Here is a 24,853-nt window from a genome sequence, read left to right as displayed (position 1 = left end):
AACGCCATGCGTGAAGTGCGCGCCAGTGCGCCTGGAAAAGTCAACCTGACCCTGCGCGTCGGCGCGCCCACGCCCGACGGCTACCACCCCCTGGTCACGGTTTTCGAGGCCCTGAACCTGCGCGAGACCGTCACCGTGCGCACCTCGAAGACGCCGGGCGTGCGCGTCGAGACGACCGCGTACCTGCCAGACGGGAGCATCGACGAGGCCACGACCCGCGCGATGGCTGACCTCGACCCGCAGACCCACCTGGCCGTGCGCGCCGCGCGCGTCCTTCAGCGCCTCGCTGCCGCTGGCCCCTGGGCGTCCACCGCCGCGGGCCTGAGCATTCGCGTCGACAAGCGCGTCCCCGTCGCCGGTGGCATGGCCGGCGGATCGGCTGACGCGGCCGCCGCCCTCGTTGCCTGCAATGAGCTGTGGGAGCTGGGCCTGGGCGCCGAGCAACTCGAGGCGATCGGCCGCTCGCTGGGCGCCGACGTGCCCGCCTGCCTAGCGGGCGGCATCGCGCTGGGAACCGGGCGCGGTGACCACATGAGCGTCCTGCGCGACGGGGACGAGGCCGGGGCTGGGCACCACTGGGTCATGCTCCTGGCCCACGAAGGCCTGTCCACCCCCGAGGTGTTCCGCGAGTTCGACCGAGTCGACGCAGAGCATGCGCCCGCCCTCGCCGAACCCACGCCCGAGGAGGTTGCCGCCCTGTGCGCAGGACCCGAGGAACTGCGCCACTGCCTCGTCAATGACCTGCAGGCACCCGCCCTGCGCCTGCGCCCCGAACTGGCCGACACGATCGCCGCCGCGAAGGGTGCGGGAGCCCTGGCCGTCACCCTGTCCGGGTCCGGCCCGACCGTCGCCGCCCTCGCGCGCGACGCCGAGCATGCCCAAGCCCTCGCTGCCACCCTCAGCGACGCGCCCACGGTTGCGCGCGCGATCCCCACCCACGGGCCCGTGTGCGGTGCCCGCATTGAATCGACGGAGGCCATCTGATGGCGCACCTGCTCGGAACTCAGAACGTCGGCGCCCTCGCGGGCTCCCGCAAGCTCCTCGAAGGGGTCACGGTCGGCCTCGACGACGGCAGTCGCGTCGGCATCCTCGGCCCCAACGGCGCCGGAAAGTCCACGCTCCTGCGCATCGTCGCCGGCACGCAGGAGCCCGACGGGGGAGTGGTGACCCGACGCGACGGCGTGCGCGTCGCCGTCCTTACCCAGGCGGACACCCTCAACCCCGAGGACACCGTCATCGAGGCCGTTCACCCCGGCATGGAGGAGTACGAGTGGGCCTCCGACCCGGATGTGCGCGACATCCACGCCGGCCTCCTCGCCGACATCAACCCCGCGGCCCTCGTCGGCACCCTGTCGGGCGGTCAGCGCCGCCGCGTCGCGCTCGCCCGAGTCCTCGCGGCCCCCGCCGACATCGTGTGCCTGGACGAGCCCACGAACCACCTCGACGTCGAGGGCGTGGCCTGGCTGGCCGCGCACCTGAACGCCCGCTTCGCCCGCCCCGGCGCGTCCGGCGCGCTCCTGGCCGTCACCCACGACCGCTGGTTCCTCGACGCCGTGTGCGAGCACATCTGGGAGGTCGTCCCCGGCGTCGACCCGGGCGGTGACCGTCCGCAGATCGCCGGGCATGTCGAAATCTACGACGGCTCCTACGCCGCGTACACGCTGGCCCGCGCCGAGCGCGTGCGCCAGGCTGACGTGGCCGCCGCTAAGCGCGCCAACCTGCTCACCAAGGAGCTCGCGTGGCTGCGCCGCGGGGCACCCGCCCGCACCTCCAAGCCGAAGTTCCACATCGCCGCCGCCGAGGCCCTCATCGCCGACGTGCCGCCCCCGCGCGACACCGTCGAGCTGGTCAAGATGGCGACCGCGCGTCTGGGCAAGGATGTCATCGATCTCGAGGACGTCTCCGTGTCCTTCACGCGCCCCGATGGGTCGCGCCTGGACATCCTTGAGGGCGTCACCTGGCGCCTGGCTCCCGCCGAGCGAGTCGGCATCGTTGGCGTCAACGGCGCCGGCAAGACGACGATTCTGAACCTGCTGCGCGGCGACCTCGAGCCCACCTCGGGGCGCGTCAAGCGCGGCAAGACCGTCCAGGTCGCCACCCTCTCCCAGGACACGCACGAGCTTGACGCCCTGGCTGACATGCGCGTCGTCGAGGCCGTCGCCGACGTCGCCCAGACCGTCATCGTGGACGGCAAGGAGGTCAGCGCCTCCCAGATGACGGAGCGCATGGGCTTCACGCGCGCCCGCGCCTACACGCGCATCAGCGAGATCTCGGGCGGCGAGCGCCGACGCCTCCAGCTCATGCGCCTGCTCATGAGCCAGCCGAACGTGCTGCTCCTCGACGAGCCCACGAACGACCTCGACACCGACACCCTGGCGTCCATGGAGGATCTGCTCGACACCTTTCCGGGCACCCTCGTCGTTGTCTCCCACGACCGCTACCTCCTCGAGCGCGTCACCGACCACCAGGTCGCCCTCCTCGGCGACGGCCAGATCCGCGCGCTGCCCGGCGGTGTCGAGCAGTACCTGCAGATGCGCGCGTCCGGCGACTTCGGGGCGTTTGGGGCCTCCGCTCGCGCCGACGAGGCCGGCTCCGCCTCCCGCTCCACCGCACCCTCCGCGGACGCCTCATCGGGAGAGGAGAGTGCGGGGCAGGGGAGCGCTCGCGGCGGCGTGAGTGACGCTGCGGCGCGGCGCGCGGCCAAGAAGGAAGTAGCTCGCATCGAACGTAAGCTGGAGCGCCTGCGCGCCGAGGCCTCGAGCCTGGAGGCGAAGCTGGAGAAGCTGTCGATCCAGGTGGCCTCGGACCCCTCGGCGGTGTCTGAGCTGACGAAGGTCTCGGCGGCCCACCAGGACGTCCTGTCGGAGATGGACGAGCTGGAGGAGGCCTGGCTCGAGGCGGCGGACTTGCTCGAGTGAGTGGTGCTGTGATTAACTACAACGTTCGACTGAACAAGTGGTTGAACGAGTGGTGTTAGCCGCTCTCTCTCCGATGAAGGAGGAGCGTGTTATGAGTGGACCTGGCTTCGGACTTGTTATCGGTGCACAAACGAAGGCTGCTGGTTATGTGGTCGACTTCGAGAGTAAGCTCGTGGACGTAGCAGACATGCTTGAGTCCTGCATTCTCGATGACGTTGCGCGAGTGAATGGGCCCTATGTATCGGTTCTAAGTGATGCCCTACAACGGTGGGGTGAGGGCGCAAACGCACATCAGGCCGACCTAGAGCGCTATACGCAGGCACTGATCTCAGTTGATGAAGCACTTGTGGCAGCGGAGGAAGATGCGAGCGGGAATCTGAACGACATCGCGCTGAGCTTCAGGAGTGCATCATGAGTGGGAATGACCTTGTCTTCAATGAGACTGCTGTCAATTACATCATGGACGATGTCGAGCGTGCGGCGTTGAAACTGCGGGAAGGGGGCACCGAGATGTCGGACCTCGTGGAGCATGAGCTTATCGAATGGACGGATAGCTCCGAGGCGCGGCAGGCGCAAATGGAATGCGGGCAACGTATGGATGCTCGAGTGGAAGACATGGCCGCTGCCTTGGATTCCCTGAAGCAGGCATTCGAAGAAATCCGTCAGGCCGGCATTGACGCCGAAACCCGTGCATTCGCTGCCGTTGATTAGGGTGAAGTGGCATGGGAAGTCATGATTTTGAAGTCGATCTTGAGGCGTTGGGTACTGCCGTATCGGAATTGAGCGACCTGCAGGAACGCAATAGAACGTATGACGTCGCGGACTATACGCCCAACTCTGGGATGGTTGGCGATCCCGTCGTAGCTGGAGCGCTGGAGAGCTTTAATACGAAGTGGGATCAGGGACTCAATGGGATGCTCCGAGACATTTCTGAGGCCTCCGGACGATTAGGTAGAGTTGCGGGGATCTATTCGGATTACATGGACGCGTGTGAGGAAGCGATGACGCGAGCCCGCGATGCGGCAGCTGGTATCTCGATCCAACAACTGGTGTTGGGAGGCTGACATGAGCGTGAGACACACGGGGGCTCCCGTGTTCGAGATCGAGGGCGATCCCGGCTCCATTCGAGGACGTGTTGCGGTGATGCGTGATCGCGCATCCGACTGTGAGAGCATCGCGTGGTCACTCCAGGAGATTTCAGTATCCGGCTGGAGTGGGCGTGCAGCTGATCGTTTTCATGAACACTTCAAGCTACAGCCGGAAAAATGGTGGTGCGCCTCAGCGACTTTCGGTCGGGCGGCTGATGCGTGGGAGAACTACGCCTCGACGCTCGAGCAAGCACAGGCACGCGCTGCGGAGGCGAAGATTTCATACGAGGCAGGCGTTGCTTCCGTGGAAGCGGCACTTGCCGAGCAGCAATGGGCATCAGCGCATCCGAAGGTGGGCATCTTCGGAATGCCCGTTTATGACCTGTCATACCATCCTGAGCGTGACACGCGTCCTGGCGAGGCAATCAAAACGCAAGCTATTGCGGACTTCGAAGCCGCTGTGAGTGACGCTGATGCCGCTGGCGAGGAACTCGCGAACACGCTGTATGAACAGGCGAACCGTTCTCCCGATCCGTCGTGGGCCCCCGTTCATTTTGCGAAACGTACGATAGCGGGCATCTTTGATGGCGTTTGGAGCCTCTTATCCATGCAGTATGGCATGGCTCTTGAAGGCATGTGGGACTATGGGCGGTACATGCTGGGGTGGATCACCTGGGATGAACTGCAAGCGAAGCACAAGCAAAATACAATCTCGGCTGAGGACTTGTTTGCGCTACGTGACGCGATCATGGCAGACCCCGCAGGCTTCGCGAAGAAAATGTGGGACGCGCTGATCAACGTTGATGGCTGGAAAGACGATCCCGGTGCTGCACTCGGTGAACTTGTACCGGCTGCAGTTCTTGCTGCGCTCACCGCTGGCGGTGGAAATGCGGCTCGGGCTGCTGCAGTGCTTGAATCCCTCCCTCTCATTGGTGAAGGCATGATGCTGCGGGATATGGGAATGGGGTTAGGGACTCTTGCTCTGAAGGGTGCTGGCCGTCTTGGCCTTGGTGCGGATGGGGTCGTGGGGAGATTGTCTTCGCATCTGGATGATTACCTGCGTACGCACGGGATGGAAGATCTCGCCAACGAATGGAAAGAAAAACGACTACGTGTCCTTCCTCGAAGTGCGGACGATCTCATGGAGAGAATTCCTTTGACTGACAAACAAGCGGGTGGTGGCGAACCGCCTACTGAAGGCTTGGTAGACGGAGTGAAAGGTGGAGACCTTGCAAAACAGCGTGAAGTGGTATTGGGTGTAAAGCCTGATGGGTCTTCGTATACATACGACGAGTGGAAGGCGGAAAATGGAGAATTCGCGGTAAATAAGCATGGGAAGAAAGAATGGGTAGATCATTGGCCTCCGAATGACGGTTACGAGGGTGAGCCGACAGTCTATTCCTCGGTTGCTGAATATGTGGAGGATTTTGGTAAAGATGTTGACCGTATCGGACATCCAAGCGGAAGTTATTTGGGAGCGATAAAAGATGGGGTTCCGGCTTCTTTTGAAGAGCGATCGCTTCGTCCAACATCTGTCAATGACTACTACTATCAGTATGAGTTCACTGAGGCTCCTCTGCCCGAGGGCTGGACAATCAAGTCAGGAAAGGCTGCCGCGTGGAACCAGCAGCCAGGTGGAGCTGCGCAGTTGCAGGTTATGAAGAGCGATGGTGAACCTGCGAGTGTTCAGGAACTTCTTGCAAACGGCATTCTTAAGGGGAAGGATAAACCCGTTGGAATTCATGGATGAATATGCATCAGTAATGAATCGATATGTGAAGATTGAAGTTCGCAATAGATTCAATGAGGAGGGTGCTGATCTGTCTCTCAACTTTGGGGGTGGCGATGGGTGGCTACTATGGCTGGAGGACGGCCGGTACTGCTTCGATGAGAAAGAACGGGGGAAAGTTAGGAGAGGCGGACTATTTAATTCACAGTCAATTGAGCTGACACAAATTGTTATGGTGAATTGCACAGTGTCCTATTTGCGACATGCGCTGGGTTTTTCAAGCTTGTCTGTTCCTAGTGCAATTGACGAGCTGCCGGTGGGGTGGTCAGTCTATAAGACTGCATCTGCTTGTTATGAGAGTATGACAGGTCCGACCGGCGAGTTGCTTGAATTTGTGACTTGGAATCCCGCTCATTGTGTCCCGCTCGCGTGGCTCTATGGTGTCTCCCCGTCTGAACTGCTGCACGCATACATGCTTCCCGATGGTGGGCCGCTGCTTCGTCGGTGGCTGGGGAGGCCCTATGTTCGATGAGCGTCTCATGTGGATGAGCATTGCTGAAGCACGTAAGTAAATTAGCTTGCGCAAGTGAATGGAGTAGAAAGGAATAGAAAGATGGACGCCAGTCAGATCCCTGATGTTCACTCGCCGAACTTCCCCAATTCGGGAGTCTTGAAATGGGTGCCGGACGGGTCGACAGTGCTCGCCCGAATGGATAGAAGCACAGTGAAGACCTATACGAGTTTTCTCGCCTATACGAAGACATTTGGCCCCTACGTCGATAGACTCGGACTCCCGTACGGAAAGTATTTCTGGCAGCTGCCAGAAAATGGAAGTCCCTTTTCGCTGGAAGAGCGATCCCTCGATATTCTTGCGGTGAATGACCCATACTATCAATATCAGATTGTGAAGTTGCCGATCGGTTTCTCTATCCGAACAGGAATTAATGTCCCGCAGTTCTCGATGCCGGGGGGAGCGCGGCAGGTGCAATTCATGCTTGGCGACTATCCGCTGACGGCGAGCGAATGTCTGCAACTTGGAATTCTCGAAGCAAAAGGAAATAACTAATGTCCGTCACAGAAGATCTCATTAACTTTGCGCGTGAAAGTGGTGCGCTTTCGTCTGTCTACAACGGCGATGGGGTGGCCATTACATGGGATTCGGGACGAAGCTGGCAGCACATTTGGGATACGAAGAATTCGCGTCGCCCTCAAGCGTTCTACGGTGAGAGCGAGTATTTGGAGCCACGCGTCCCGACCATGATTAGCGACTATGGCGAGATCATGCTGAAATGGGCGATCATGCGTATCGGTGAAAAGGCGCGGTGGCGTCGCCGGTGGCCGCGAATCGGTGTCCCCTTGGCGCTTGAAAGTGTTTCGCCTCAGTGGGGTTTCGAACAGCTCACCCCTATCACTGGTCGCCTAACCTTGGATGGTGCATATATTCCGATGGAGATGCGCACAATTTTCCCTGTGCATCCGGAGCTCAATCAACTCTCACAGGTGATGCAAATAGATTTCGATGAACTCCTCGCTGGATATATGGATCCATCAGGGGGTGCTCTCCTGCGTCAGTGGGTCTCCTGACGCCCTTCGTGTCGGCTCGGCTGAAGGGGCTGGCCTTTCGCGCGGAGCTATGGCCGCCATGAAGGCGTGATCTTTCAGGATGTTGATGGCTACGCTAGTCGGCTCTCGTGGGTCCATGACCTGACCCCGCCGCAGTTACTCGACGCCTATGCGAGTGAAGATGGTGGCGTGCTTCGTCATTGGGTAACCCATGAGGAGCGTAGGGATGCTAACCGGTATTGGGCGGAGTGGCGGAAGTCCGCTCTTCGGCTTGAAAGCTGATGGGGTTTCTGTGGTGGTTGTGGACTTCCTCAGTTGACGCCTCGCGCTGGTAGTAATCGCCACAAGCGCAGCAACGGCCGAGGCCTCGTCGCCTCGTCCTCAATCTCTGCCACGCTATCGGAATCTCATATTTATAATTACAGTGCAAATATTGACTGTCGGTCTAATCTGCAGTATTCCACGGTTCTTGACTGGGGAAATTTCCGAGCAACTCTTTGACAGTGGTCAGATTCCGCTACTATGTGCCCGTGTTCCTTCCAACAAGTGGAACCTAGGAGCGAAGCGGCGCTTCGAGCGTCCTTCAGGGCATGAAAAGAGGCTTGAGAGTCAGATGAAACGCGGACCATTTATTGCCGGTGCAGGCCTGCTCGGCGTCATCGCGCTGGTGCCCGCACTGGTTCCCAGTGCGGTTGCGGCCGACGACCAGTACGGCGCGAGCGTCCCCTACACGCGATACGAGGCCGAGGAGGCGAGCCGATCCGACGGGACGACGCTCGAACGCTCCGACGACCTCGAATCGACGGCTATCGAGGCCTCGGGCCAGTCCTACGTGGCCCTGAAGGACCAGGACTCCTCTCTGGATTTCACCGCGACGTCCGCAGCCAACGCCCTCGACCTGCGCTTCACCCTGCCCGATCACAAGTCAGGTCAGGTGCAGGTCTACATTAATAACGATCTCGCTGCGACCCTCACCCTGTCCTCGGAAACCGCCTGGCAGTACGTCTACAAAGAGAGCGTCTACGACGAGCCGACCCTGGCCCCTGGTACTGCACACAAGCGTTTCCGTTTCGACGAGGTGCACACGCTGCTTAACGGTCAGATCCAACAGGGTGACCATGTGCGCATCGTCAAGGTTGATAAGAACGATACTGAGTATGGCATCGACTTTATCGAGCTCGAGCAGGCCGCACCGGCCATCGAGCGCCCCGAAGGTGCCGTGAGCATCGCCGACTACAACAGTGCAAAACCCGGCGATGGCGTTGCTGACGACGCAGCTCTCGCCGCGGCCATGGACGCGGCTGCGAACACCGCGTCCAAGACCGTCTATATTCCCGCCGGGACCTGGGAGTTCTCCCGCAAGATTGGCATTAATCACCCCGGTCTGACCTTCCAGGGTGCGGGCCTGTGGTACACCAACATCTTCTTCACCTCCGATCAGAGGGAGGGTGGCGGCATCGTCTTCAATCCCGGTGCGAGCAATGAGACGCTGACCGACTTCGCCTTGTCCTCGAACCTGAAGTCTCGCTTTGGCGAGGATGCTCAGTACAAGGGCTTCGCCGGTGCGGCCGGTGAGAACACCCGCGTCGCCAACGTGTGGGTCGAGCACTTTGAGTGCGGCTTCTGGATGGGCGACTATCGTGAGCACAAGTTCATGACCTACACCGACGGGATGGTCATCGAGAACTCCCGCATCCGCAACAACTTCGCCGACGGCGTCAACTTCGTGCAGGGCACCAAGAACTCCACCGTCCGCAACTCTTCCGTGCGCGGTAATGGCGACGATAGCCTCGCCTCCTGGGCGAGCAACGATCTGCGTTCACAAAGCAATTCCGAAGCTTCGAAGTTCAACTCGTTCATCGGCAACACCATCGAGCTGGGATGGCGAGCAGGCGGTATCGGACTGTTCGGTGGCGAGGGGCACGTCGTCAAGGACAACCTCATTGTCAATAACTTCTCCGGAGCGGGCATCCGTATCAGCACCGTCTTCGAAGGCCGCAACTTCACGTACAACCACGCGGGCATGACGATCACCCATAACAAGCTCGTCCGCACGGGTACGACCGATGACTTCTATGGCAAGAAGCGGGGCGCGATCGACTTTGAGGAAAACCTGGAAGTGGGACAGGTGCTCAACGTCTCCGTGACGGATAATCTCATCGTGCGCCCCTACGTCGAAGAGATCAGCGCGAACTTCGATCTCGATTCTGAGACTCTGAGGAAGCGTGGCATCACGCTGCGCGACAACAAGCGTGACGACGAGGCCATGGACACCGCGCAGGCGAAGGTTGTTAACTACGTGCTCGTGGGCGACCAGGTTGTGCGCACCGTTCCCGAGTCTGAGAACTACAGCCTCTACTGGTACCAGCGCGACGAGCGCGGCAATGACGGCACGATCAACCGCTACTGGGTGTCCAAGGCGGATGGCCTGACCATCACCCCCGACATGGAGTACTCCGTGGAGGGTGGCAAGCGGGTCTACAACGTGACGCTCGGCGACCTGCCCGAGTACCTGCCCGTCTCGACGACTGATTTTACCGGTTCCTACAACTATGTTGCGGACCTGGAGCGCTCGCAGCCGGCCGACGATGGCACCACGATTGTGGTCCGTTTCTGGTCTGCGAAGTGATCGTTTCCTGATCAGCGGCTCTGTGTTGGATTCGCCCGCGCTGCCTTATGGTGGCGCGGGCGTTTCCTTGCCCTGACGTGCATCGGGGTAGGTGTGCCATACCGGTGCAGCGCAGGCTCACCTACCCGAATTACGCAAAGGAAATGCCGCATTTATTTGCGTAATTAGTGACGGTGTGAATGCGAAAATAGCCCCGTCATGCCCCAGGAGCATCGTTGGAATTGCAACGAAAACTCGCCTCGTTTGGGAAGTGTTGCGAAAAGGCGTATCACTGGTGTCAACAGCGCGGCCAACCTGGTCGCGACCGGCTACATTCAGGCCCCACGGGGCCACGTTGAAAAGGACACTCTCATGGCAGATATGCCCCGCATCCTCGACTGCTCCGTCACCTCCTGCTCCTACAACAAGGAGAAGAACTGCGGAGCCGCCGCTATCACCGTCGGCTACTCGACCTCCTGCACGACCTTCATCCCGCTGACCGTCAAGGGCGGCCTCGGCAAGTCCGAGACCTTCGTTGGCGCCTGCCAGAAGGCCGACTGCGTCCACAACTCCGCACTCGAGTGCACCGCCGCCGCCATCTCGGTCGGCGCGGGCACCGCTGACTGCCTCTCCTTCGAGGCGCGCTGAGTCTCACTCATCGGCGAGGCCGTGGCAGGGATGACCCGCCACGGCCTCGTCGTATGGAGATGACGATAAGCTCAGCGTCCCTCGCCCGACCGCACCCGCAGCGTGGGGTGGGGGCGCAGGCCGCGCTGGCCGTTCCAAATGAGGTTGACGACGTGGGCGGCGACCTCGTCCTTCTTCATGCGCCGGTCATCGAGCCACCACTGGCCGACCTGCGCGATGAGGCCGACGAGCATCTGCGCGTACAGCGGGGACCAGGTCGTATCGAAATCCGAGCGCTTGAACTGCTCGGCGATGATGTGCTCGACGCTGGTCGCCACGTCGCCCATGACGGAGGAGAAAGAACCCGCCGTGCGATCCGACGGGGCGTCGCGCACGAGGACGCGGAAGCCGTCCGTGTTGCGCTCGATGTAGTCGAGCAGTCCCAGGGTCGCGTTTTCCAGGATGAGGCGCGGGCGCTGGGAGGACTCCAGGGACGTCTGTAGGGAAGAAATGAGCGCCTGCACCTCGCGGTCGACGATGACCGCGTACAGGCCTTCCTTGCCTCCGAAGTGCTCGTAGACGACGGGCTTGGAGACCTTCGCTCTGGCGGCGATCTCCTCGACGCTGGTCGCGCCGAAGCCCTTTTCGGCAAACAGAGAGCGCCCCACAGTCACCAGCTGCTCGCGGCGTGCGAAGCCGCTCATTCGTGTCCTCTTCTCAGCCATGACCCCAGTATCACACGAGGCCTGGGCTGGGCCGCGCGTAGACCACGGCGCGGGCGCGCGGCCGCGTTTGAAAGCGCACGCGGGGTGCAGGTATCATCACAGTGGACGCATTCCGCCTTGGTGTAACGGCAGCACAGAGGTTTTTGGTGCCTTTAGTCTAGGTTCGAATCCTAGGGGCGGAGCGACCGGTCCCGATGGGACCGCAGACCCCGAGGAGGAACATGTCTCGCCCCGCCGCCGTCATCGTCCTGGCCGCAGGTCAGGGAACGCGCATGAAATCCGCTCTCCCCAAGGTCGTTCACTCCCTGTCTGGCCTGTCCATGATCGGACATGCCCTGCGCGCCGCCCATGGCCTTGACCCCCAGTACCTGGTTGCCGTGGTGCGCCACCAGCGCGACGTCGTCGCCGCCGAAATCGAGCGCGTCCTGCCCAGCGCCATCATCGCGGACCAGGACGAGATCCCCGGCACCGGCCGCGCCGTCCAGTGCGGCCTGGAAGCACTCGATCAGGCCGTCGAGCCGGTCTCCGGCACCATCGTCGTCACCTACGGCGACGTCCCCCTCCTCTCCACCCACACCCTGGCCGAGCTGGTCGCCACCCACGAGGCCGCGGGCCATGCCGTCACCGTCCTGACCTCGCGCGTCGAGGATCCCACCGGATACGGCCGCATCATCCGCGACGCCTCCGGTACCGTCACCGCCATTGTTGAGCAGCGTGACGCCACGCCTGAGCAGGCCGCGATCAACGAGATCAACGCGGGCATCTACGCCTTCGACGCCGATTTCCTGCGCGCCTCCCTGGCCTCGCTGGGCACCGACAACGATCAGGGCGAGGTCTACCTGACCGACGTCCTCGCGGCAGCCGCCCCCGCCGGACGCACCGCGGGTGCCCTCGAGCTAACCGACCACTGGCAGAGCGCGGGCGCCAACGACCGCGTTCAGCTGGCCGAGCTTGGTGCCGAGATGAACCGTCGCATCTGCGAGGCGCACATGCGCGCCGGCGTGACGATCGTCGACCCGGCCTCCACCTGGATCGACGTCGACGTGCGCGTCGGCGCGGACACCACCATCTACCCCGGCACCTGTCTGCGGGGGACAACCGTCGTTGGGGCCGACTGTGAAATCGGTCCTAGCGCCACGCTGATTGATGCGGAAATCGGGGACCGCAGTGTGGTTCCCACCGCGTGGATCGGCCAGGGCTGCGTCGCAGCCGATACGATGGTTGCGCCATATAGCACCATCGGCACATTGATCGCGGCGCCCCGCGCCTGATCCAACACAAGGAGAGACAACCGCATGAGCGGACTGGTGACCACCGGAGAGAAGAACCTCGTCCTCGTTTCTGGGCGAGCTCACATGGACCTGGCTCACGCCGTGGGCGAGGAAATCGGATGTGGGGTCTCGCCGGTGACGGCCTACGACTTCGCCTCCGGCGAGATTTACGTGCGCTTCAACGAGTCCGTTCGTGGCGCCGACGTGTTCGTCTTGCAGTCCATCGCGGGCGACATCAACAAGTGGCTGATGGAGCAGCTCATCATGATCGATGCTGCCAAGCGTGCCTCCGCCAAGCGCATCACCGTCGTCGCTCCCTTCTACCCTTACTCGCGTCAGGACAAGAAGCACCAGGGCCGCGAGCCTATCTCCGCTCGCCTCATGGCTGACCTGTACCGCGCTGCCGGCGCCGACCGTATCATGAGCGTCGACCTGCATGCCTCGCAGGAGCAGGGCTTCTTCGACGGCCCGGTCGACCACCTCTTCGCCATGCCGGTCCTCGTGGACTACGTGCGCGGCCGCGTCGACCTGTCCAACACCGCTGTCGTCTCCCCGGACGCGGGCCGCATCCGCGTCGCCGAGAAGTGGTCGAAGAAGCTGGGTGGCACGCCCCTGGCCTTCGTCCACAAGACCCGCGATACCACGCGCCCGAACGTCGCCGTCGCGAACCGCGTCGTTGGCGACGTTGCTGGCAAGGAATGCGTCCTCGTGGACGACATGATCGACACCGCCGGCACGATCACCGAGGCCATCAAGGTCCTCATGGACGCCGGCGCGAAGAAGGTCATCGTCGTGGCCACGCACGGTATCCTCTCTGACCCGGCGGCCCGTCGCCTCTCCGAGTCCGGCGCCGCCGAGGTTGTCGTCACCGACACCCTGCCGATCCCCGCTGAGAAGCGTTTTGATCAGCTCACCGTCCTCTCCATCGCGCCGCTCCTGGCTCGCGCGATCCGCGAGGTCTTCGAAGACGGTTCGGTCACATCGCTCTTTAACTGAGCGGCTCCCGCTTCACATCCGCCCTCGTCGTGAGGTAACCTATTGGGGTTGCTCCGGCGAGGGCGGATCCGTATCCGCCGTTATCGACAGGGCTTGAATTGAAATGCCTCGCGTTTCCTTCACTCTGCCGACACCGACGCCGGACCTGAGAAACGAAGGAAAGACACATGAGCGACAACCCCGTCCTGCTTGCCGAAGAGCGTTCCGAGTTTGGTAAGGGTGCTGCCCGCCGCGCCCGCCGCGCTGGCAAGGTCCCCACGGTCCTCTACGGCCACGGCGCCGAGCCCCGTCACCTGGACGTTCCCGCCCACGACCTCTTCCTCATCGTCCGCGGCTCCAAGAACGCCCTCGTTGAGCTGAAGATCGACGGCAAGACCCAGCTGGCCCTCGTCAAGGACGTTCAGGTTCACCCCGTGCGCCGCGACATCCTGCACGCCGACTTCCTGGCCGTCAAGGCCGGCGAGAAGGTCGACGTCGAGGTCCCCGTCGTCGTTGTTGGCGAGCCCACCCCCGGCACCGTCCACTCGCTCGACGAGTTCACCATCCTGGTGAAAGCCCCCGCCACCTCCATCCCCGAGCACCTTGAGGTGTCCATCGAGGGTCTTGAGGTCGGCTCCGCCGTCCACGTCTCTGACCTGCAGCTGCCCGCCGGCGTTGAGGTCGAGCTCGATCCCGAGACGGTCATCGTTTCCATCCAGGAAGCCGCCGCTGAAGAGGCTGAGGAAGCCGCTGAGGGCGAGGCTGAGGCCGCCGCCGAGGGCGACGCCGAGTGACACTCGCGTAGCACACGCTTTCCACGAGGGGGCGGGGCTGGTGCCTCGCCCCCTCGTCGTATCTGCGATACTGGGGGCATGAGTGACCTCCACGTGATTATTCCCGCCGGCGGAGCCGGCACCCGCCTGTGGCCGCTGTCGCGGCGCCGTCGTCCCAAGTTCCTCCTCGACCTGGCGGGCACGGGACGCACCCTCCTGCAGGGTACGGTGGACCGCTTGGAGGGGGTGGCCTCGTCGGTGAGTATCGTGACCGGCCAGGCGCACCGTGACGGCGTACTCGCCCAGCTGCCCGAGTTCGCTTCCTCGCACGATCGCACGCTCCTCATCGAGCCGTCGGGCCGCGATTCCATGGCCGCGATCGGCCTGGCCGCCTACGTCGTGCGCGAGCGCTTCGGGGACGACGCGATCGTCGGTTCCTTCGCGGCCGATCATCTGATCGCCCGTCCCGAGCTGCTGCGTGACGCCGTCGAGACGGCGATTGGCGCCGCCCGCGACGGCTACGTCGTGACCATCGGCCTGACGCCCACCGAGGCCTCGACAGCCTACGGATACATCGCACCCGGGCCCGCGCTGAACGATGGCGACGAGGCCGGGGCTGCCGACGCTGAGTGTGGCGCCCGCCGGGTCGCCGAGTTCGTGGAGAAGCCGGATGCTGGGACCGCTGCTCGCTACGTAGCGGCGGGCTACCTGTGGAACGCGGGCATGTTCATCGTGTCGGCGGGCGTGCTCGCCTCCCATCTGGCCCGCCTGCTGCCCGACATGCACGCGCGCCTGGAGACCATTGCGCGCGCGTGGGGCACCCCCGCGTTCGAGGAGACGCTGGCGGAGAATTGGCCGCACCTGACGAAGATCGCGATCGACCATGCCATCGCTGAACCCGTCGCCGCCGACGGGGGAGTGGCCGTCGTTCCCGCCGACGCGCAGCTGGGCTGGACGGACCTGGGTGATTTCGAGGCCCTCACCGGCATCGTCGCGGAGGCGGGCAACCTGGGTGAGGCGCTGCGCGTGGACTCCGACGGCGCGGCCGTCTTCGCTTCGTTGGGAGACGACAGCGAGGGGCCGCTCGTGGCGCTCGTCGGCGTGCCCGACGTAGCTGTCGCGCTCACCCCCGACGCGATCCTCGTCACGCGCCGCGACCACGCTCAATCCGTCAAGGCAGTCGTCGACCAACTCGCCGAACAGGGGCGCTCGGACCTGCTCTGACGCGTCGTTTCCGCGCCGCCCCCGCAACCGTCGGCGCAGCTCCCGTGAGGGGCCGGCCTCGTCGCGCCGCGTTCGCTCTCGGGTGAGGTGCGCCGCCCCGCCCGCCGCGTGGGGGCGTGGGGCTGGTAGCGTGATTGGGAGCAAGAAGCCCCGACGAAAGGCATCACACGTGAACAAGCGGACCATCGCCGCCCTCGTAACCACCGCGACCGCGGTTACTGTGGCCCTTGGAGCTTGCTCGACCACGCCCGCCGCCACACCCGCGGCCTCCGCGAAGGTCTGCGCCGCCATCTCAGGAGCCCACGGCGACGCCGCCGCGGACCCCGTCGCGGCCGCGCTCGCGGGCGCTGCTAACGACGCATCGGTCGCCTTTGAGGCGGCCAGTGGCGCGGAGGCACCCGCCTCGCTGGTGACCTCCGGCTGCACGTTGATCGTGGGCGCGGATTCGACCATGGCTCCCTCGATTTCCGAGGCCGCGCGCGCCAATCCGAAGGTGCGCTTCGCCCTCGTGGGTGCTTCCTTCGTCGATAGCAAGGGAGCCGCAACCTCCCTGAAGAACGGGTCCATCGTCGACGTGGATGCCTCGCAGGCCGCCTACCTGGCCGGCTACGCGTCGGCGGGCATGACGACCACGGGCACGCTCGCGGTCATCGGTGGCGCGCGCGACAACGTGACGAGCTCGCAGATGTCCGCATTCTCCCAGGGCGTGGACGCCTACAACCTGGCGAACGGAACGTCGATCAGCGTCCTCGGCTGGAACCCCGCGACGAGCGACGGCACCTACGCGGGCAGCGCCGACGAGGTACGCGGCGCGGCTGCCGACTTCATCGCCCGGGGGGCCGACATCATCGTGCCCTTCGCCGGTGACGCGAACGAGGGTGCCGCGCGCGCCGTCACCGAGGCGGCCAACCCGATGGTTCGCCTCGTGTGGTCGGGCCTGACGAAGGCCGATCTCAAGGGCCTGACCCGCGATGAGGCGCAGTCTGCGGAGACTGCTCCGATGTCCGGTCAATCCGGCGTGACGGCGACGCAGCAGGCCGACACGCAGTCCTTCGCGGACGCGTTCAGCTACATCCAGATCTCCAACGAGGTCCGCTCTGCCATCGGTGCGCCCGTGCTGACGGGCATCGTCGTCGACTACCAGAGTGCGATGGAGACGCTCATCGAGCAGGCGAACGCGGGCGCTCAGGCGTCCGTCGTGCCGGTGTCACTGGCCTCCGGTGGCGTTATCCTCACCGGATTCGGTGCCTACACGCCGATGCTGTCCTCCGACTTGAAGCTGGGTCTGTCCGACATGGCCGGTCAGATCGAAACGGGCGGCATGGTCATCTCCACACCTTTCGACGTGTGAGTTGATCGAAGAGATCGTTGTGCCCCGGGGACGCGTCCCCGGGGCACAACTGTTTCAGTGCGGTCTTAGTCTCCCAGCGCAGCCAGCGCCGCCCCCGCGCACAGGGCGTCCGCGTCGAGGACGAAGGCCGGGTCCACGCAGTACAGGCCCGGGCCGTGTGGGACGGCCGGTGAGGTGGTCAAAGCATCGGCCAGCGCCGTGCGGACATCCTGTTCAGGTAGGGACGTCGTAAGAGTGCGTCCATCTGCGGAGACGGCGAGAGACAGGGTGGCGCCCTCCTCGACAACCGGAACGCCCAGGCGCTCCAGGAGGGTCACCAGCAGGCCCGAGGCCTCGTCGATTGACACGGATGCCGGACGCGTGCCGGACGCCTCCACAGATGCGATACGCGATGCGCAGCGGTCGACGTAAGCGCCGATCATTCCATCTCCCACGGACTCCCAGCCGTCCTCGGCACGCGGGAGGGACGCCTCATCCCCGAACGTGGCCACGGCCTCGTCGATGAGAGCGAGCTCGGCGTCGGGGGCCAGCGCGCCCTCACGCGAGCGGTCGATCGCGCGTCCGCCCAGGTAGATGAGCGCCTCGCCCGACGCGCGCACGTACACGGCACCGTCCGCCATGACCATGCGCACCGAAAATGCCGTGAGGGGAGCGGGGAGCGCGCGCGGCATGAGGAGGGCGTGTCCGCCGGCTGCTTCGATGATTGCCGCGCCGTCGCGCGCGCTGTCCTGATCCTCGGGGGCCTCGAAGCCAATGATGAGGCGGAAACGGCCGCCGGTGCGCGCGGACAGGAAAGAAGCGATACCCGCAAACAACGACGGGCGAGCACAGCGTGTCATGTGCTGAGGGTAACACTGTGGGTGCCTTGCGTAAAAACCGGTATCAGGAACGAGGCGTGGGCGTGCCCTGATGCAACGGCGGGAAGACGCAGGTGGGGGGCCGCGCCGGTATCCTGGAGGCATCCACGAAGGAGGAATCATGCAGCTGACGAACGTGATGGATGCCGTTGAGCTGACACGCCAGATGATCGACATCCCCTCGGTGTCGGGAGATGAGGGCCCACTGGCTGACGGCGTTGAAGAGGCCCTCCGAAGCGCCGGATTCGGGTCGGTTCCGGCCCTGGAGATCCTGCGCGACGGGGATGCCGTGTGTGCGCGGACCCGGCTCGGCCTCACCCAGCGCGTGGTCCTCGCCGGCCACCTCGACACCGTTCCGATCGCGGATAACGTCCCTGGCCGCATCGAGGAGCGCGACGGGGTCACGGTCCTGTGGGGGCGTGGGTCGGTCGACATGCTCGGCGGTTGCGCGGCGGCGCTCGCACTCGCCTGCGAGGTCGGGGCGGCCATCCGCGAGGGTAACGACGCCATGTTGAATGCCGATGTCACGTGGATCTTCTACGACCATGAGGAGGTCGCCTCCCATCTCAACGGCCTCGGGCGCGTCCAGCGCAACCATCCCGAGTGGCTGGCGGGCGACCTGGCGCTGCTGGGTGAGCCCACCGCCGCTCACGTGGAAGGCGGCTGCAATGGCACGCTGCGCGTCATCGCGCACTTCCCGGGCCGCGCGGCTCACTCGGCGCGCGCGTGGATGGGGGTCAACGCGATTCACGCGATGGCTCCCGTCATTGAGCGCATCGCCGCGTACGCAAACCCCGTCGTCACGGTCGACGGACTACAATTCCGTGAATCCCTGTCGGTCGTGCGCGTCGAGGGCGGCATCGCTAATAACGTCATCCCCGAGGCGGCCTCGATGACCGTCAACTATCGTTTCGCCCCCTCCACGCGTGCCGAGGATGCCCTGGAGTGGGTGCGTGGGCTCTTCGAGGGGACGGGTGCCACGATCGAGGTTGACGACCTGTGTGAGGGCGCCAGGCCGGGCGCGGACTCGCCCCTGGCCCAGCGGTTCCTGTCCGTCGCGCGCTCCGTGGCCCGCGCGCAGGGCAGCGAGCTCCAGCTCAGCGCGAAGGTCGGGTGGACCGATGTCGCGCGCTTTGGCGAGATCGGCGTGCCCGCCATGAACTTTGGCCCCGGTGATCCGCTGCTGGCGCACACGCGCGACGAACACGCGCCCGTATCGGATATTGTCAGAGTGCACGATACGCTGCGCGCGTTCGTGCTCGCATCGATCGGCGATGACGCCGACACACACGAGGAGGCATGAATGACCAAGCCGACGCACACCTATCGCCGCGGATCCGTCGTCCTACGCGGGGACCAGATTCCGCGCCTGACGGCAGACGCGTCCCTGCTTCAGTCCGAGCAGAGTGCCGACTGGAAGCACGAGGACCCGTGGCGCGTCCTGCGCATCCAGTCCGAGTTCGTTGAGGGCTTCGAGGCGCTGGCCGAGGTCGGTCCCGCCATCTCCGTCTTCGGGTCCGCACGGACGCGTCCCGAGGAGCCCCTCTACGAGTGCGCTCAGCGGATCGGCCACCTGCTCGTCGAGCGTGGCTACGCGGTCGTCACCGGCGGTGGTCCCGGCATGATGGAGGCCGCGAACCGGGGCGCCTGGGAGGCCGGTGGCACGTCCGTGGGGCTGGGTATTGAGCTGCCCCACGAGCAGGGGATGAATCAGTGGGTGAACCTGGGTGTTAACTTCCGTTACTTCTTTGCACGTAAGACGATGTTCGTGAAGTACTCCCAGGGTTTCATTGTGATGCCCGGCGGCTTCGGCACGATGGATGAGCTCTTCGAGTCCGCGACGCTGGTGCAGACGGGGAAGATTCGTTCGTTCCCGTTAGTTCTCGTGGGCGCTGCGTACTGGTCGGGTTTGGTGGAGTGGATCCGTTCCTCGATGGTCGAGGCCGGAATGATCTCTCCGGGCGATGTGGACCTGCTGCGTGTCGTTGATGATCCGGAGGAAGCGGTTCGTCTCGCGACGGGTGCCTAGTAGTTAGTTCCTCTTTCTGAGGGTCCGAGAATTGCGCTCAATGCTGCGATAATCGGTCTAATTGATCGGACGGCCTATTTTCTTTTGATTTCTCTTTGCGAGCTGTTAAGGAAAAACGGCGCTTTTCCGGTAAAATGGATATGTTACCCCGCCTGTGGAGGCGCGGGCATAACTCTGAGAAGGAGTACTCTCATGGCAGCAATGAAGCCTCGTACGGGGGACGGCCCCCTGGAAGTCAGTGCTGAAGGTCGCGGCATCGTCATGCGGATTCCCACGGAAGGGGGCGGGCGTCTCGTCATCGAGATGACTCCGGACGAAGCTACGGAACTCGCCAGAGCGCTCGGCGCAGCCATCTGATCCAATACATAGAAGCGGTGGGACAGGTCCTCCTGTCCCACCGCTTCCTTGTTGTCTGTGGGCTCAGCGCTTGACCGCGACCGCCAGGCCGTCGCCGACGGGCAGCAGCGCGGGCACGAACTCCTCGGAGTCGCGCAGGTAGTTGACGACCTCGCGCGCGACAACGGTGTGCGCGTCGCGACGAGCCGGATCGGCAACCTGATCGTGCCACAGCGCGTGCACGAAGGCGATCGTGCCACCGGGGCGCAGGATGCGAACGGCGTGATCGAGGTACTGCGGGGTCTCCTCCAGGTCACCGTCGAGAACGACCATGTCGTAACCGCGAGCGGCCATGCGCGGCAGAACATCGAGGGCACGCCCGGCGATCAAGCGCGTGCGGTGGGAGGACAGGCCCGCTGCGGCGAAGTTGCGACGTGCATGACCCAGGAGCTCGGACTCGGAGTCAATCGTCGTCAGGACGCCATCGGAGGCCATACCATCGAGGATCCACAGCCCCGAGACGCCGGCACCGGTACCGATCTCGAGGATGGCGCGTGCCCCCGACACCGCGGCGAGCATGCGCAGGGCCGCACCCGTCCCCGGGGAGACAGGAGTGGCACCCATTTCCGTGGCGACGGCGCGTGCGGCGGTCAGCGCGTCGCTCTCCGCAACATAGTCCTCGGTGTACACCCACGTCTGGGCCTTGTCCGCCATCGCCTTGATCCTCACGTCGTATTGGTCGCCTCGGCGAGAGGCACGCACGCGCTGCGCCCTCCCCATGCATCAGCGTACAGGCGGCGTGACGTCAGGGCGCGGTGGCACTCCGATTCCCAGCGAAAACAGCGCGTGACGAGCAGTCAAAACCCCGGCCTCGTCAGGTGGACGAGGCCGGGGAAGAGCACGCGGGCTCAGTGCTGGATGGGGGAGACGCCCAGGGGGCGGCCCGCCAACCCGCGATGGGCCGAGGAGAGCTGCTTGGCGAGGGCCGTCAGCTCCTCGGCGGCGGGACCCGAGGCGACGGACACGGGCTCGCCGCGGTCGCCGCCCTCGCGCAGTGCGATATCGAGGGGTACCTGAGCGAGCAGCGGCACGGAGTAGCCGAGCTGGGCGGTCAGGCGCTGCGAAACGGACTCGCCGCCGCCCGCGCCGAAGATCTCCAGACGCGAGCCGTCGGGCTGAGGCAGGAAGGACATGTTTTCGACGACGCCGATGACCTTCTGGTTCGTCTGGGCGGCGATCGAACCGGCGCGCTCGGCGACCTCAGCGGCCGCGACCTGCGGGGTCGTCACCACGAGGATCTCCGAGTTCGGCAGCAGCTGCGCGATCGAGATCGCGACGTCGCCCGTGCCCGGAGGCATATCGATGAGCAGGACGTCGAGGTCGCCCCAGAACACGTCCGCGAGGAACTGCTGGAGCGCGCGATGCAGCATGGGGCCGCGCCAGATGACGGCCTGGCCGTCGGGCACGAACATGCCGATCGAAATGACCTTGACGCCGCCGGCGCCCACGGGCGGGATCATCATGCCGTCGATGACCTGCGGGTCGTGGTCCACGCCGAGCATACGGGGAATCGAGAAGCCGTAGATGTCCGCGTCCATGACGCCGACCTTGAGGCCCTGCGCGGCGAGCGCGGCGGCCAGGTTCGCGGTCATGGAGGACTTGCCGACGCCGCCCTTGCCGGAGGTCACGGCGATGACGCGCGTGAGGGAGTCGGGACGGGAGAAAGGAATCTCGCGCTCGGGGCGACCGCCGTTGAGCTTCTCACGCAGGGCCTTCTTCTGAGCGTCGTCCATGACGCCCATCTCGACGGAGACGTTGTCGACGCCGTCAAGGGCACCGACACGCTCGGTGACGTCCTTCGTGATCTGGGTACGCAGAGGGCATCCAGCGGTGGTGAGCAGGACCTTGATCGCGACGGACGAGCCGTCGATGGTGACCAGGTCGGGGGTCACCATGTTCAGGTCGGTAATGGGGCGGCGGATCTCGGGGTCGATGACCTCACCGAGAGCCTCCATGACGGAATCAAGCGTGACTGGCATGGACTCCACTCTACTGGCCGGTGTGCCCATCTTCTAGGGGACGAAGGGCTTCGTCGGACTCGTGATCGCTCTCTGTCTCATCCTCATGCGCCGAGGCGTTGGCAGCGTCCGCGGCGATCTCGGCGCGCAGGTCCTCGAGCATGTCGCGCAGTTCGGAGCGCACGAAGTCGCGCGTGGCGACGTCCTGGAGGGCCAGGCGCAGGCCTGCGATCTCGCGGGCGAGGTACTCGGTGTCGGCGAGGTTACGCTCGGCGCGAATGCGGTCCTGTTCGGCGACCACGCGGTCGCGTGCATCCTGGCGGTTCTGCGCGAGCATAATCAGCGGGGCCGAGTACGAGGCCTGGGTCGAGAACGCGAGGTTCAACAGGATGAAGGGGTAGGGATCCCAGGCAGCCTTCTCGCTAATTCCCGCGAGGATAAGGTTCGCGCTGATCCAGGCGACGACGAAGATCGTCATGTACAGGACGAACTTCGGCGACCCCATGAAACGTGCGGTGGCCTCGGCGAAGCGGCCGAAACCGTCGCCGCTACCGGAGGAGCGGCGGAAGAAAGACCGACGCTTGTCGAGGGGATTATCCAGACGATCAGCCATCGATGCTCCTTGCCATCATGCGGTCGGTCACGTCGTCGTCGAAGTCTCGCCAGTCCTCGGGCAGCAGCTCGTCGAGGACGTCATCGACCGAGACGGCACCGTGCAGGTGCCCGTCCTCGTCGACGACGGGCAGGACCGTCAGGTTGTAGGTTGCGAGCAGACGGGTCACGGTCGCGATGTGCGCGTTGGGGTCCACGGACTCGATGTCGCGATCCAGGATCGTACCGAGCAGCGTCTGCGGTGGCTCGCGCAGCGCGCGCTGGATGTGGACCATGCCCAGGTACTGTCCGGTCGGCGTCTCCTGGGGCGGGCGTGCGATGAAGGCGACGGTCGCGATCGAGGCCGGGATGTCCTCGCGTCGCACGGCCGCGAGCATCTGCGCGACGGTCGCGTTGGGACCGAAAATGACGGGTTCGGTGGTCATGAGCGAACCCGCGGTCGACTCGTCGTAGGTCATGAGTCGACGCACATCCTCGGCCTCGTCGGGGCCCATGAGTGCCAGCAGGGACTGCGCTTGTGCCTCCGGCAGCTCCGCGACGAGGTCCGCCGCATCGTCGGGCTGCATGACGTCCAGGACGTCGGCCGCGCGCGCAGCCTGGAGAGCCGAGACGATCGCGACGCGGTCGTCGTCACCGAGCTCCTCGAGCACGTCTGCCAGACGGGCATCCGTCAGCTGCTGAGCGACGGCCATCTTACGGTCCTGAGGCAGGCTGTGGATGAAATCCGCCAGGTCGGCCGGGCGCATGTCCTCCGTGTACTGCAGGAGCGCGGTGGCCGCCTGGTTGGAATCCGTCTTGAGCAGCCCGGATACCTCGTTCACGTCCACCGTGAGCATCTCGCCGCTGCGCGTGAAACCGAGGGAGGAGGTGCGCACGCGCTGGACATGCAGCGTGGAGATCACCCAGTCCTTGGGGCGGCGCTGACGCATGGCGACGTCGAGGATGCGCACCTGACCGGAGCCGTCGTTCATCGTGACGACGCGGTCGAAAAGCTCGGAGAGCACGAGGGTTTCGATGGGGCGCTGCGTGAAAGCACGGATGTTGAGCAGGCCCGTCGTAATGACTGACCCGGACTCGATCGAGGTCACGCGGGTGAGCGGCAGGAAGACGCGTTTACGCGGGCCGACCTCGACGACGAAGCCGATGACGTTGGCTTCAGATTTCAGCCGAAAGATGACAACGACATCGTGAATCTTGCCGACCTGATCGCCCAGAGGGTCGAAAACACCGGTGCCGGCGAGCTTTCCGATGTACACGCGGCGGCCCTTGGTGCCGACCTCAATAGATGCAATGCTCACCTAATCATCTTAGGCTGTTGACAAAGAAAGAGTAACGATGAGCCGGTCGCTGCATGAACAATGCGTTCCATGCCACCGAGGCCGGGACGAAGGAGAGAGTATGGCTGTCGTGATGGATCCGCAGATGCCCACGGGCACGGAGGTGGCTTCCTACCAGACCTACGCCCAGGCGCGTGCGGCCGTTGATTTTCTGTCGGACAGCGGATTTGACGTCTCTTCGATCACGATCGTGGGAACGGACCTGCACCTCGTGGAGCGGGTGACGGGACGCCTGACGATCGCCCGCGCGTCGATTTCTGGCGCGTCGAGCGGCGCGCTGTGGGGCGCCCTCGCCGGCATGTTCATGTCCGCAGGTCAGAATGCTGGCGGTACGGGAGCGTGGGTCGTGGGCGGCATCCTCGTCGGCGCGCTGACGGGCATGGCCCTGTCCGCCCTGGCCTTCATCATCCGAGGACGCAGCCGCGACCTGGTTTCCTCTCAGCAGGTTGTCGCCCTGAGTTACGCGGTCCTCGCGTCGGCCGATATCGACCGCGCGTACCAGCTTCTGCAGCGCACCCCCGGTAACCGTGCGCGCGTCGTGCGTCCGCGCACGGAGGAGCAGCGTCAGAAGAAGGATTCCGTCGGTTTCTTCCCCGACGGTCGCCCCCGCTTCGGCGCGGCGACCAAGGACGGTGAGGTGCCCGGGGGCTTGCCCGACACCGATGCGCACGAGGCCGTGGCTACGCCTTCCGCGCCCGAGTCGCCAGCGCCCGCGGTGACCACCCCCGAGAGCGCGCCCGCCGCACGCGAGGACGCCCCGGCCTCGTCCCGAGAGGACCAGACCGAGGCGTAACCTCAGCGTCTACGCGCCT

26 protein-coding genes and 1 tRNA gene are annotated in these 24,853 nt (G+C 64.5%); 21 read left to right on the top strand and 6 right to left on the bottom strand.

What is annotated here, in order from left to right:
• Positions 1 to 6 precede the first annotated feature (6 nt).
• The 11 genes from O3684_RS04255 (at position 7) to O3684_RS04205 (ending at position 10,554) form a co-directional block, all read left to right on the top strand.
• Positions 7 to 984 (top strand): 4-(cytidine 5'-diphospho)-2-C-methyl-D-erythritol kinase, encoded by a 978-nt coding sequence (locus O3684_RS04255; RefSeq protein WP_500065249.1) that lies wholly within the window; start codon positions 7 to 9, stop codon positions 982 to 984.
• Positions 984 to 2,918 carry an ABC-F family ATP-binding cassette domain-containing protein gene (locus O3684_RS04250; protein ID WP_500065248.1) on the top strand — a complete coding sequence of 645 codons (1,935 nt, stop codon included), beginning with the start codon at positions 984 to 986 and terminating at the stop codon, positions 2,916 to 2,918. Before O3684_RS04255 ends, O3684_RS04250 begins: the two co-directional genes overlap by 1 nt.
• A gap of 37 nt (positions 2,919 to 2,955) precedes the next feature.
• Entirely contained in the window at positions 2,956 to 3,333 is a 378-nt protein-coding gene (locus tag O3684_RS04245; protein WP_500065247.1) for a hypothetical protein, read from the top strand.
• Positions 3,330 to 3,629 carry a pyrroloquinoline-quinone synthase gene (locus O3684_RS04240; protein WP_500065246.1) on the top strand — a complete coding sequence of 100 codons (300 nt, stop codon included), beginning with the start codon at positions 3,330 to 3,332 and terminating at the stop codon, positions 3,627 to 3,629. Before O3684_RS04245 ends, O3684_RS04240 begins: the two co-directional genes overlap by 4 nt.
• An 11-nt stretch (positions 3,630 to 3,640) precedes the next feature.
• Complete coding sequence (locus O3684_RS04235; protein ID WP_500065245.1) at positions 3,641 to 3,982, top strand: lactate dehydrogenase; 342 nt, start codon at positions 3,641 to 3,643, stop codon at positions 3,980 to 3,982.
• Positions 3,983 to 4,010: 28 nt separating this feature from the next.
• Positions 4,011 to 5,756, top strand: a complete 1,746-nt coding sequence (locus O3684_RS04230; RefSeq protein WP_500065244.1) for a TNT domain-containing protein — start codon at positions 4,011 to 4,013, stop codon at positions 5,754 to 5,756.
• Entirely contained in the window at positions 5,674 to 6,267 is a 594-nt protein-coding gene (locus O3684_RS04225; RefSeq protein ID WP_500065243.1) for an Imm61 family immunity protein, read from the top strand. Before O3684_RS04230 ends, O3684_RS04225 begins: the two co-directional genes overlap by 83 nt.
• 81 nt (positions 6,268 to 6,348) lie before the next feature.
• Positions 6,349 to 6,801 carry a glycohydrolase toxin TNT-related protein gene (locus O3684_RS04220; protein WP_500065242.1) on the top strand — a complete coding sequence of 151 codons (453 nt, stop codon included), beginning with the start codon at positions 6,349 to 6,351 and terminating at the stop codon, positions 6,799 to 6,801.
• On the top strand, positions 6,801 to 7,319 hold the full coding sequence (locus tag O3684_RS04215; RefSeq protein WP_500065241.1) for an Imm61 family immunity protein: 519 nt from the start codon (positions 6,801 to 6,803) through the stop codon (positions 7,317 to 7,319). The genes O3684_RS04220 and O3684_RS04215 overlap by 1 nt, the downstream gene beginning before the upstream one ends.
• 592 nt (positions 7,320 to 7,911) lie before the next feature.
• On the top strand, positions 7,912 to 9,927 hold the full coding sequence (locus O3684_RS04210; protein ID WP_500065240.1) for a glycosyl hydrolase family 28-related protein: 2,016 nt from the start codon (positions 7,912 to 7,914) through the stop codon (positions 9,925 to 9,927).
• 351 nt (positions 9,928 to 10,278) lie between these two features.
• The gene (locus O3684_RS04205; RefSeq protein WP_016461454.1) at positions 10,279 to 10,554 is read left to right on the top strand and encodes a DUF1540 domain-containing protein; all 276 of its coding nucleotides are present in this window, start codon (positions 10,279 to 10,281) and stop codon (positions 10,552 to 10,554) included.
• Positions 10,555 to 10,625: 71 nt separating this feature from the next.
• On the opposite strand, the gene O3684_RS04200 is transcribed toward O3684_RS04205, so the two are convergent.
• On the bottom strand, positions 10,626 to 11,258 hold the full coding sequence (locus O3684_RS04200) for a TetR/AcrR family transcriptional regulator (protein WP_500065239.1): 633 nt from the start codon (positions 11,256 to 11,258) through the stop codon (positions 10,626 to 10,628).
• 111 nt (positions 11,259 to 11,369) lie between these two features.
• Here O3684_RS04200 and O3684_RS04195 point away from each other — a divergent pair.
• The 6 genes from O3684_RS04195 to O3684_RS04170 all read left to right on the top strand — a co-directional run bounded on the left by O3684_RS04195 (position 11,370) and on the right by O3684_RS04170 (position 16,852).
• Positions 11,370 to 11,440 (top strand) — tRNA-Gln (locus O3684_RS04195).
• A gap of 39 nt (positions 11,441 to 11,479) precedes the next feature.
• A complete protein-coding gene (locus O3684_RS04190; protein WP_500065238.1) occupies positions 11,480 to 12,529 on the top strand; it encodes a bifunctional UDP-N-acetylglucosamine diphosphorylase/glucosamine-1-phosphate N-acetyltransferase GlmU in 1,050 nt (349 codons plus the stop codon).
• A gap of 24 nt (positions 12,530 to 12,553) precedes the next feature.
• A complete protein-coding gene (locus O3684_RS04185; protein ID WP_500062523.1) occupies positions 12,554 to 13,525 on the top strand; it encodes a ribose-phosphate diphosphokinase in 972 nt (323 codons plus the stop codon).
• A 167-nt stretch (positions 13,526 to 13,692) separates the two neighbouring features.
• A complete protein-coding gene (locus O3684_RS04180; RefSeq protein WP_500065237.1) occupies positions 13,693 to 14,298 on the top strand; it encodes a 50S ribosomal protein L25/general stress protein Ctc in 606 nt (201 codons plus the stop codon).
• Between the two features lie 78 nt (positions 14,299 to 14,376).
• Positions 14,377 to 15,501, top strand: coding sequence for a mannose-1-phosphate guanylyltransferase (locus O3684_RS04175; RefSeq protein ID WP_500065236.1), 1,125 nt, complete (start codon positions 14,377 to 14,379; stop codon positions 15,499 to 15,501).
• A gap of 169 nt (positions 15,502 to 15,670) precedes the next feature.
• Positions 15,671 to 16,852: a BMP family ABC transporter substrate-binding protein gene (locus O3684_RS04170; protein ID WP_500065235.1), complete on the top strand. Its 1,182-nt coding sequence runs from the start codon at positions 15,671 to 15,673 to the stop codon at positions 16,850 to 16,852.
• Between the two features lie 65 nt (positions 16,853 to 16,917).
• On the opposite strand, the gene O3684_RS04165 is transcribed toward O3684_RS04170, so the two are convergent.
• Entirely contained in the window at positions 16,918 to 17,691 is a 774-nt protein-coding gene (locus O3684_RS04165; protein WP_500065233.1) for a phosphomannomutase, read from the bottom strand.
• Positions 17,692 to 17,830: 139 nt separating this feature from the next.
• Here O3684_RS04165 and dapE point away from each other — a divergent pair, with 139 nt between their 5' ends.
• The 3 genes from dapE (at position 17,831) to O3684_RS04150 (ending at position 20,095) form a co-directional block, all read left to right on the top strand.
• Positions 17,831 to 19,012 carry a succinyl-diaminopimelate desuccinylase gene (gene dapE / locus O3684_RS04160; protein ID WP_500065232.1) on the top strand — a complete coding sequence of 394 codons (1,182 nt, stop codon included), beginning with the start codon at positions 17,831 to 17,833 and terminating at the stop codon, positions 19,010 to 19,012.
• Positions 19,013 to 19,738 carry an LOG family protein gene (locus tag O3684_RS04155; protein WP_500062517.1) on the top strand — a complete coding sequence of 242 codons (726 nt, stop codon included), beginning with the start codon at positions 19,013 to 19,015 and terminating at the stop codon, positions 19,736 to 19,738. It abuts the gene before it with no gap.
• A gap of 192 nt (positions 19,739 to 19,930) precedes the next feature.
• Positions 19,931 to 20,095 (top strand): DUF3117 domain-containing protein, encoded by a 165-nt coding sequence (locus tag O3684_RS04150; protein ID WP_500062516.1) that lies wholly within the window; start codon positions 19,931 to 19,933, stop codon positions 20,093 to 20,095.
• Positions 20,096 to 20,158: 63 nt separating this feature from the next.
• On the opposite strand, the gene O3684_RS04145 is transcribed toward O3684_RS04150, so the two are convergent.
• The 4 genes from O3684_RS04145 to O3684_RS04130 all read right to left on the bottom strand — a co-directional run bounded on the left by O3684_RS04145 (position 20,159) and on the right by O3684_RS04130 (position 24,002).
• Positions 20,159 to 20,788, bottom strand: a complete 630-nt coding sequence (locus O3684_RS04145) for an O-methyltransferase (protein WP_500065303.1) — start codon at positions 20,786 to 20,788, stop codon at positions 20,159 to 20,161.
• Positions 20,789 to 20,982: 194 nt separating this feature from the next.
• The gene (locus tag O3684_RS04140; protein WP_500065231.1) at positions 20,983 to 22,113 is read right to left on the bottom strand and encodes an Mrp/NBP35 family ATP-binding protein; all 1,131 of its coding nucleotides are present in this window, start codon (positions 22,111 to 22,113) and stop codon (positions 20,983 to 20,985) included.
• Between the two features lie 10 nt (positions 22,114 to 22,123).
• Complete coding sequence (locus O3684_RS04135; RefSeq protein WP_500062514.1) at positions 22,124 to 22,705, bottom strand: DUF1003 domain-containing protein; 582 nt, start codon at positions 22,703 to 22,705, stop codon at positions 22,124 to 22,126.
• The gene (locus O3684_RS04130) at positions 22,698 to 24,002 is read right to left on the bottom strand and encodes a magnesium transporter (RefSeq protein ID WP_500065230.1); all 1,305 of its coding nucleotides are present in this window, start codon (positions 24,000 to 24,002) and stop codon (positions 22,698 to 22,700) included. The genes O3684_RS04135 and O3684_RS04130 overlap by 8 nt, the downstream gene beginning before the upstream one ends.
• 100 nt (positions 24,003 to 24,102) lie before the next feature.
• Here O3684_RS04130 and O3684_RS04125 point away from each other — a divergent pair, with 100 nt between their 5' ends.
• On the top strand, positions 24,103 to 24,834 hold the full coding sequence (locus O3684_RS04125) for a YflT domain-containing protein (RefSeq protein ID WP_500065229.1): 732 nt from the start codon (positions 24,103 to 24,105) through the stop codon (positions 24,832 to 24,834).
• The last annotated feature ends 19 nt before the right edge of the window (positions 24,835 to 24,853 follow it).

Source organism: Pauljensenia sp. 20925_1_27 (assembly GCF_041432835.1).
Taxonomy (GTDB): Bacteria; Actinomycetota; Actinomycetes; order Actinomycetales; family Actinomycetaceae; genus Pauljensenia.
Note: the sequence above shows the minus strand (reverse complement) of the source record. Positions and strands in the feature narration are given on the sequence as shown.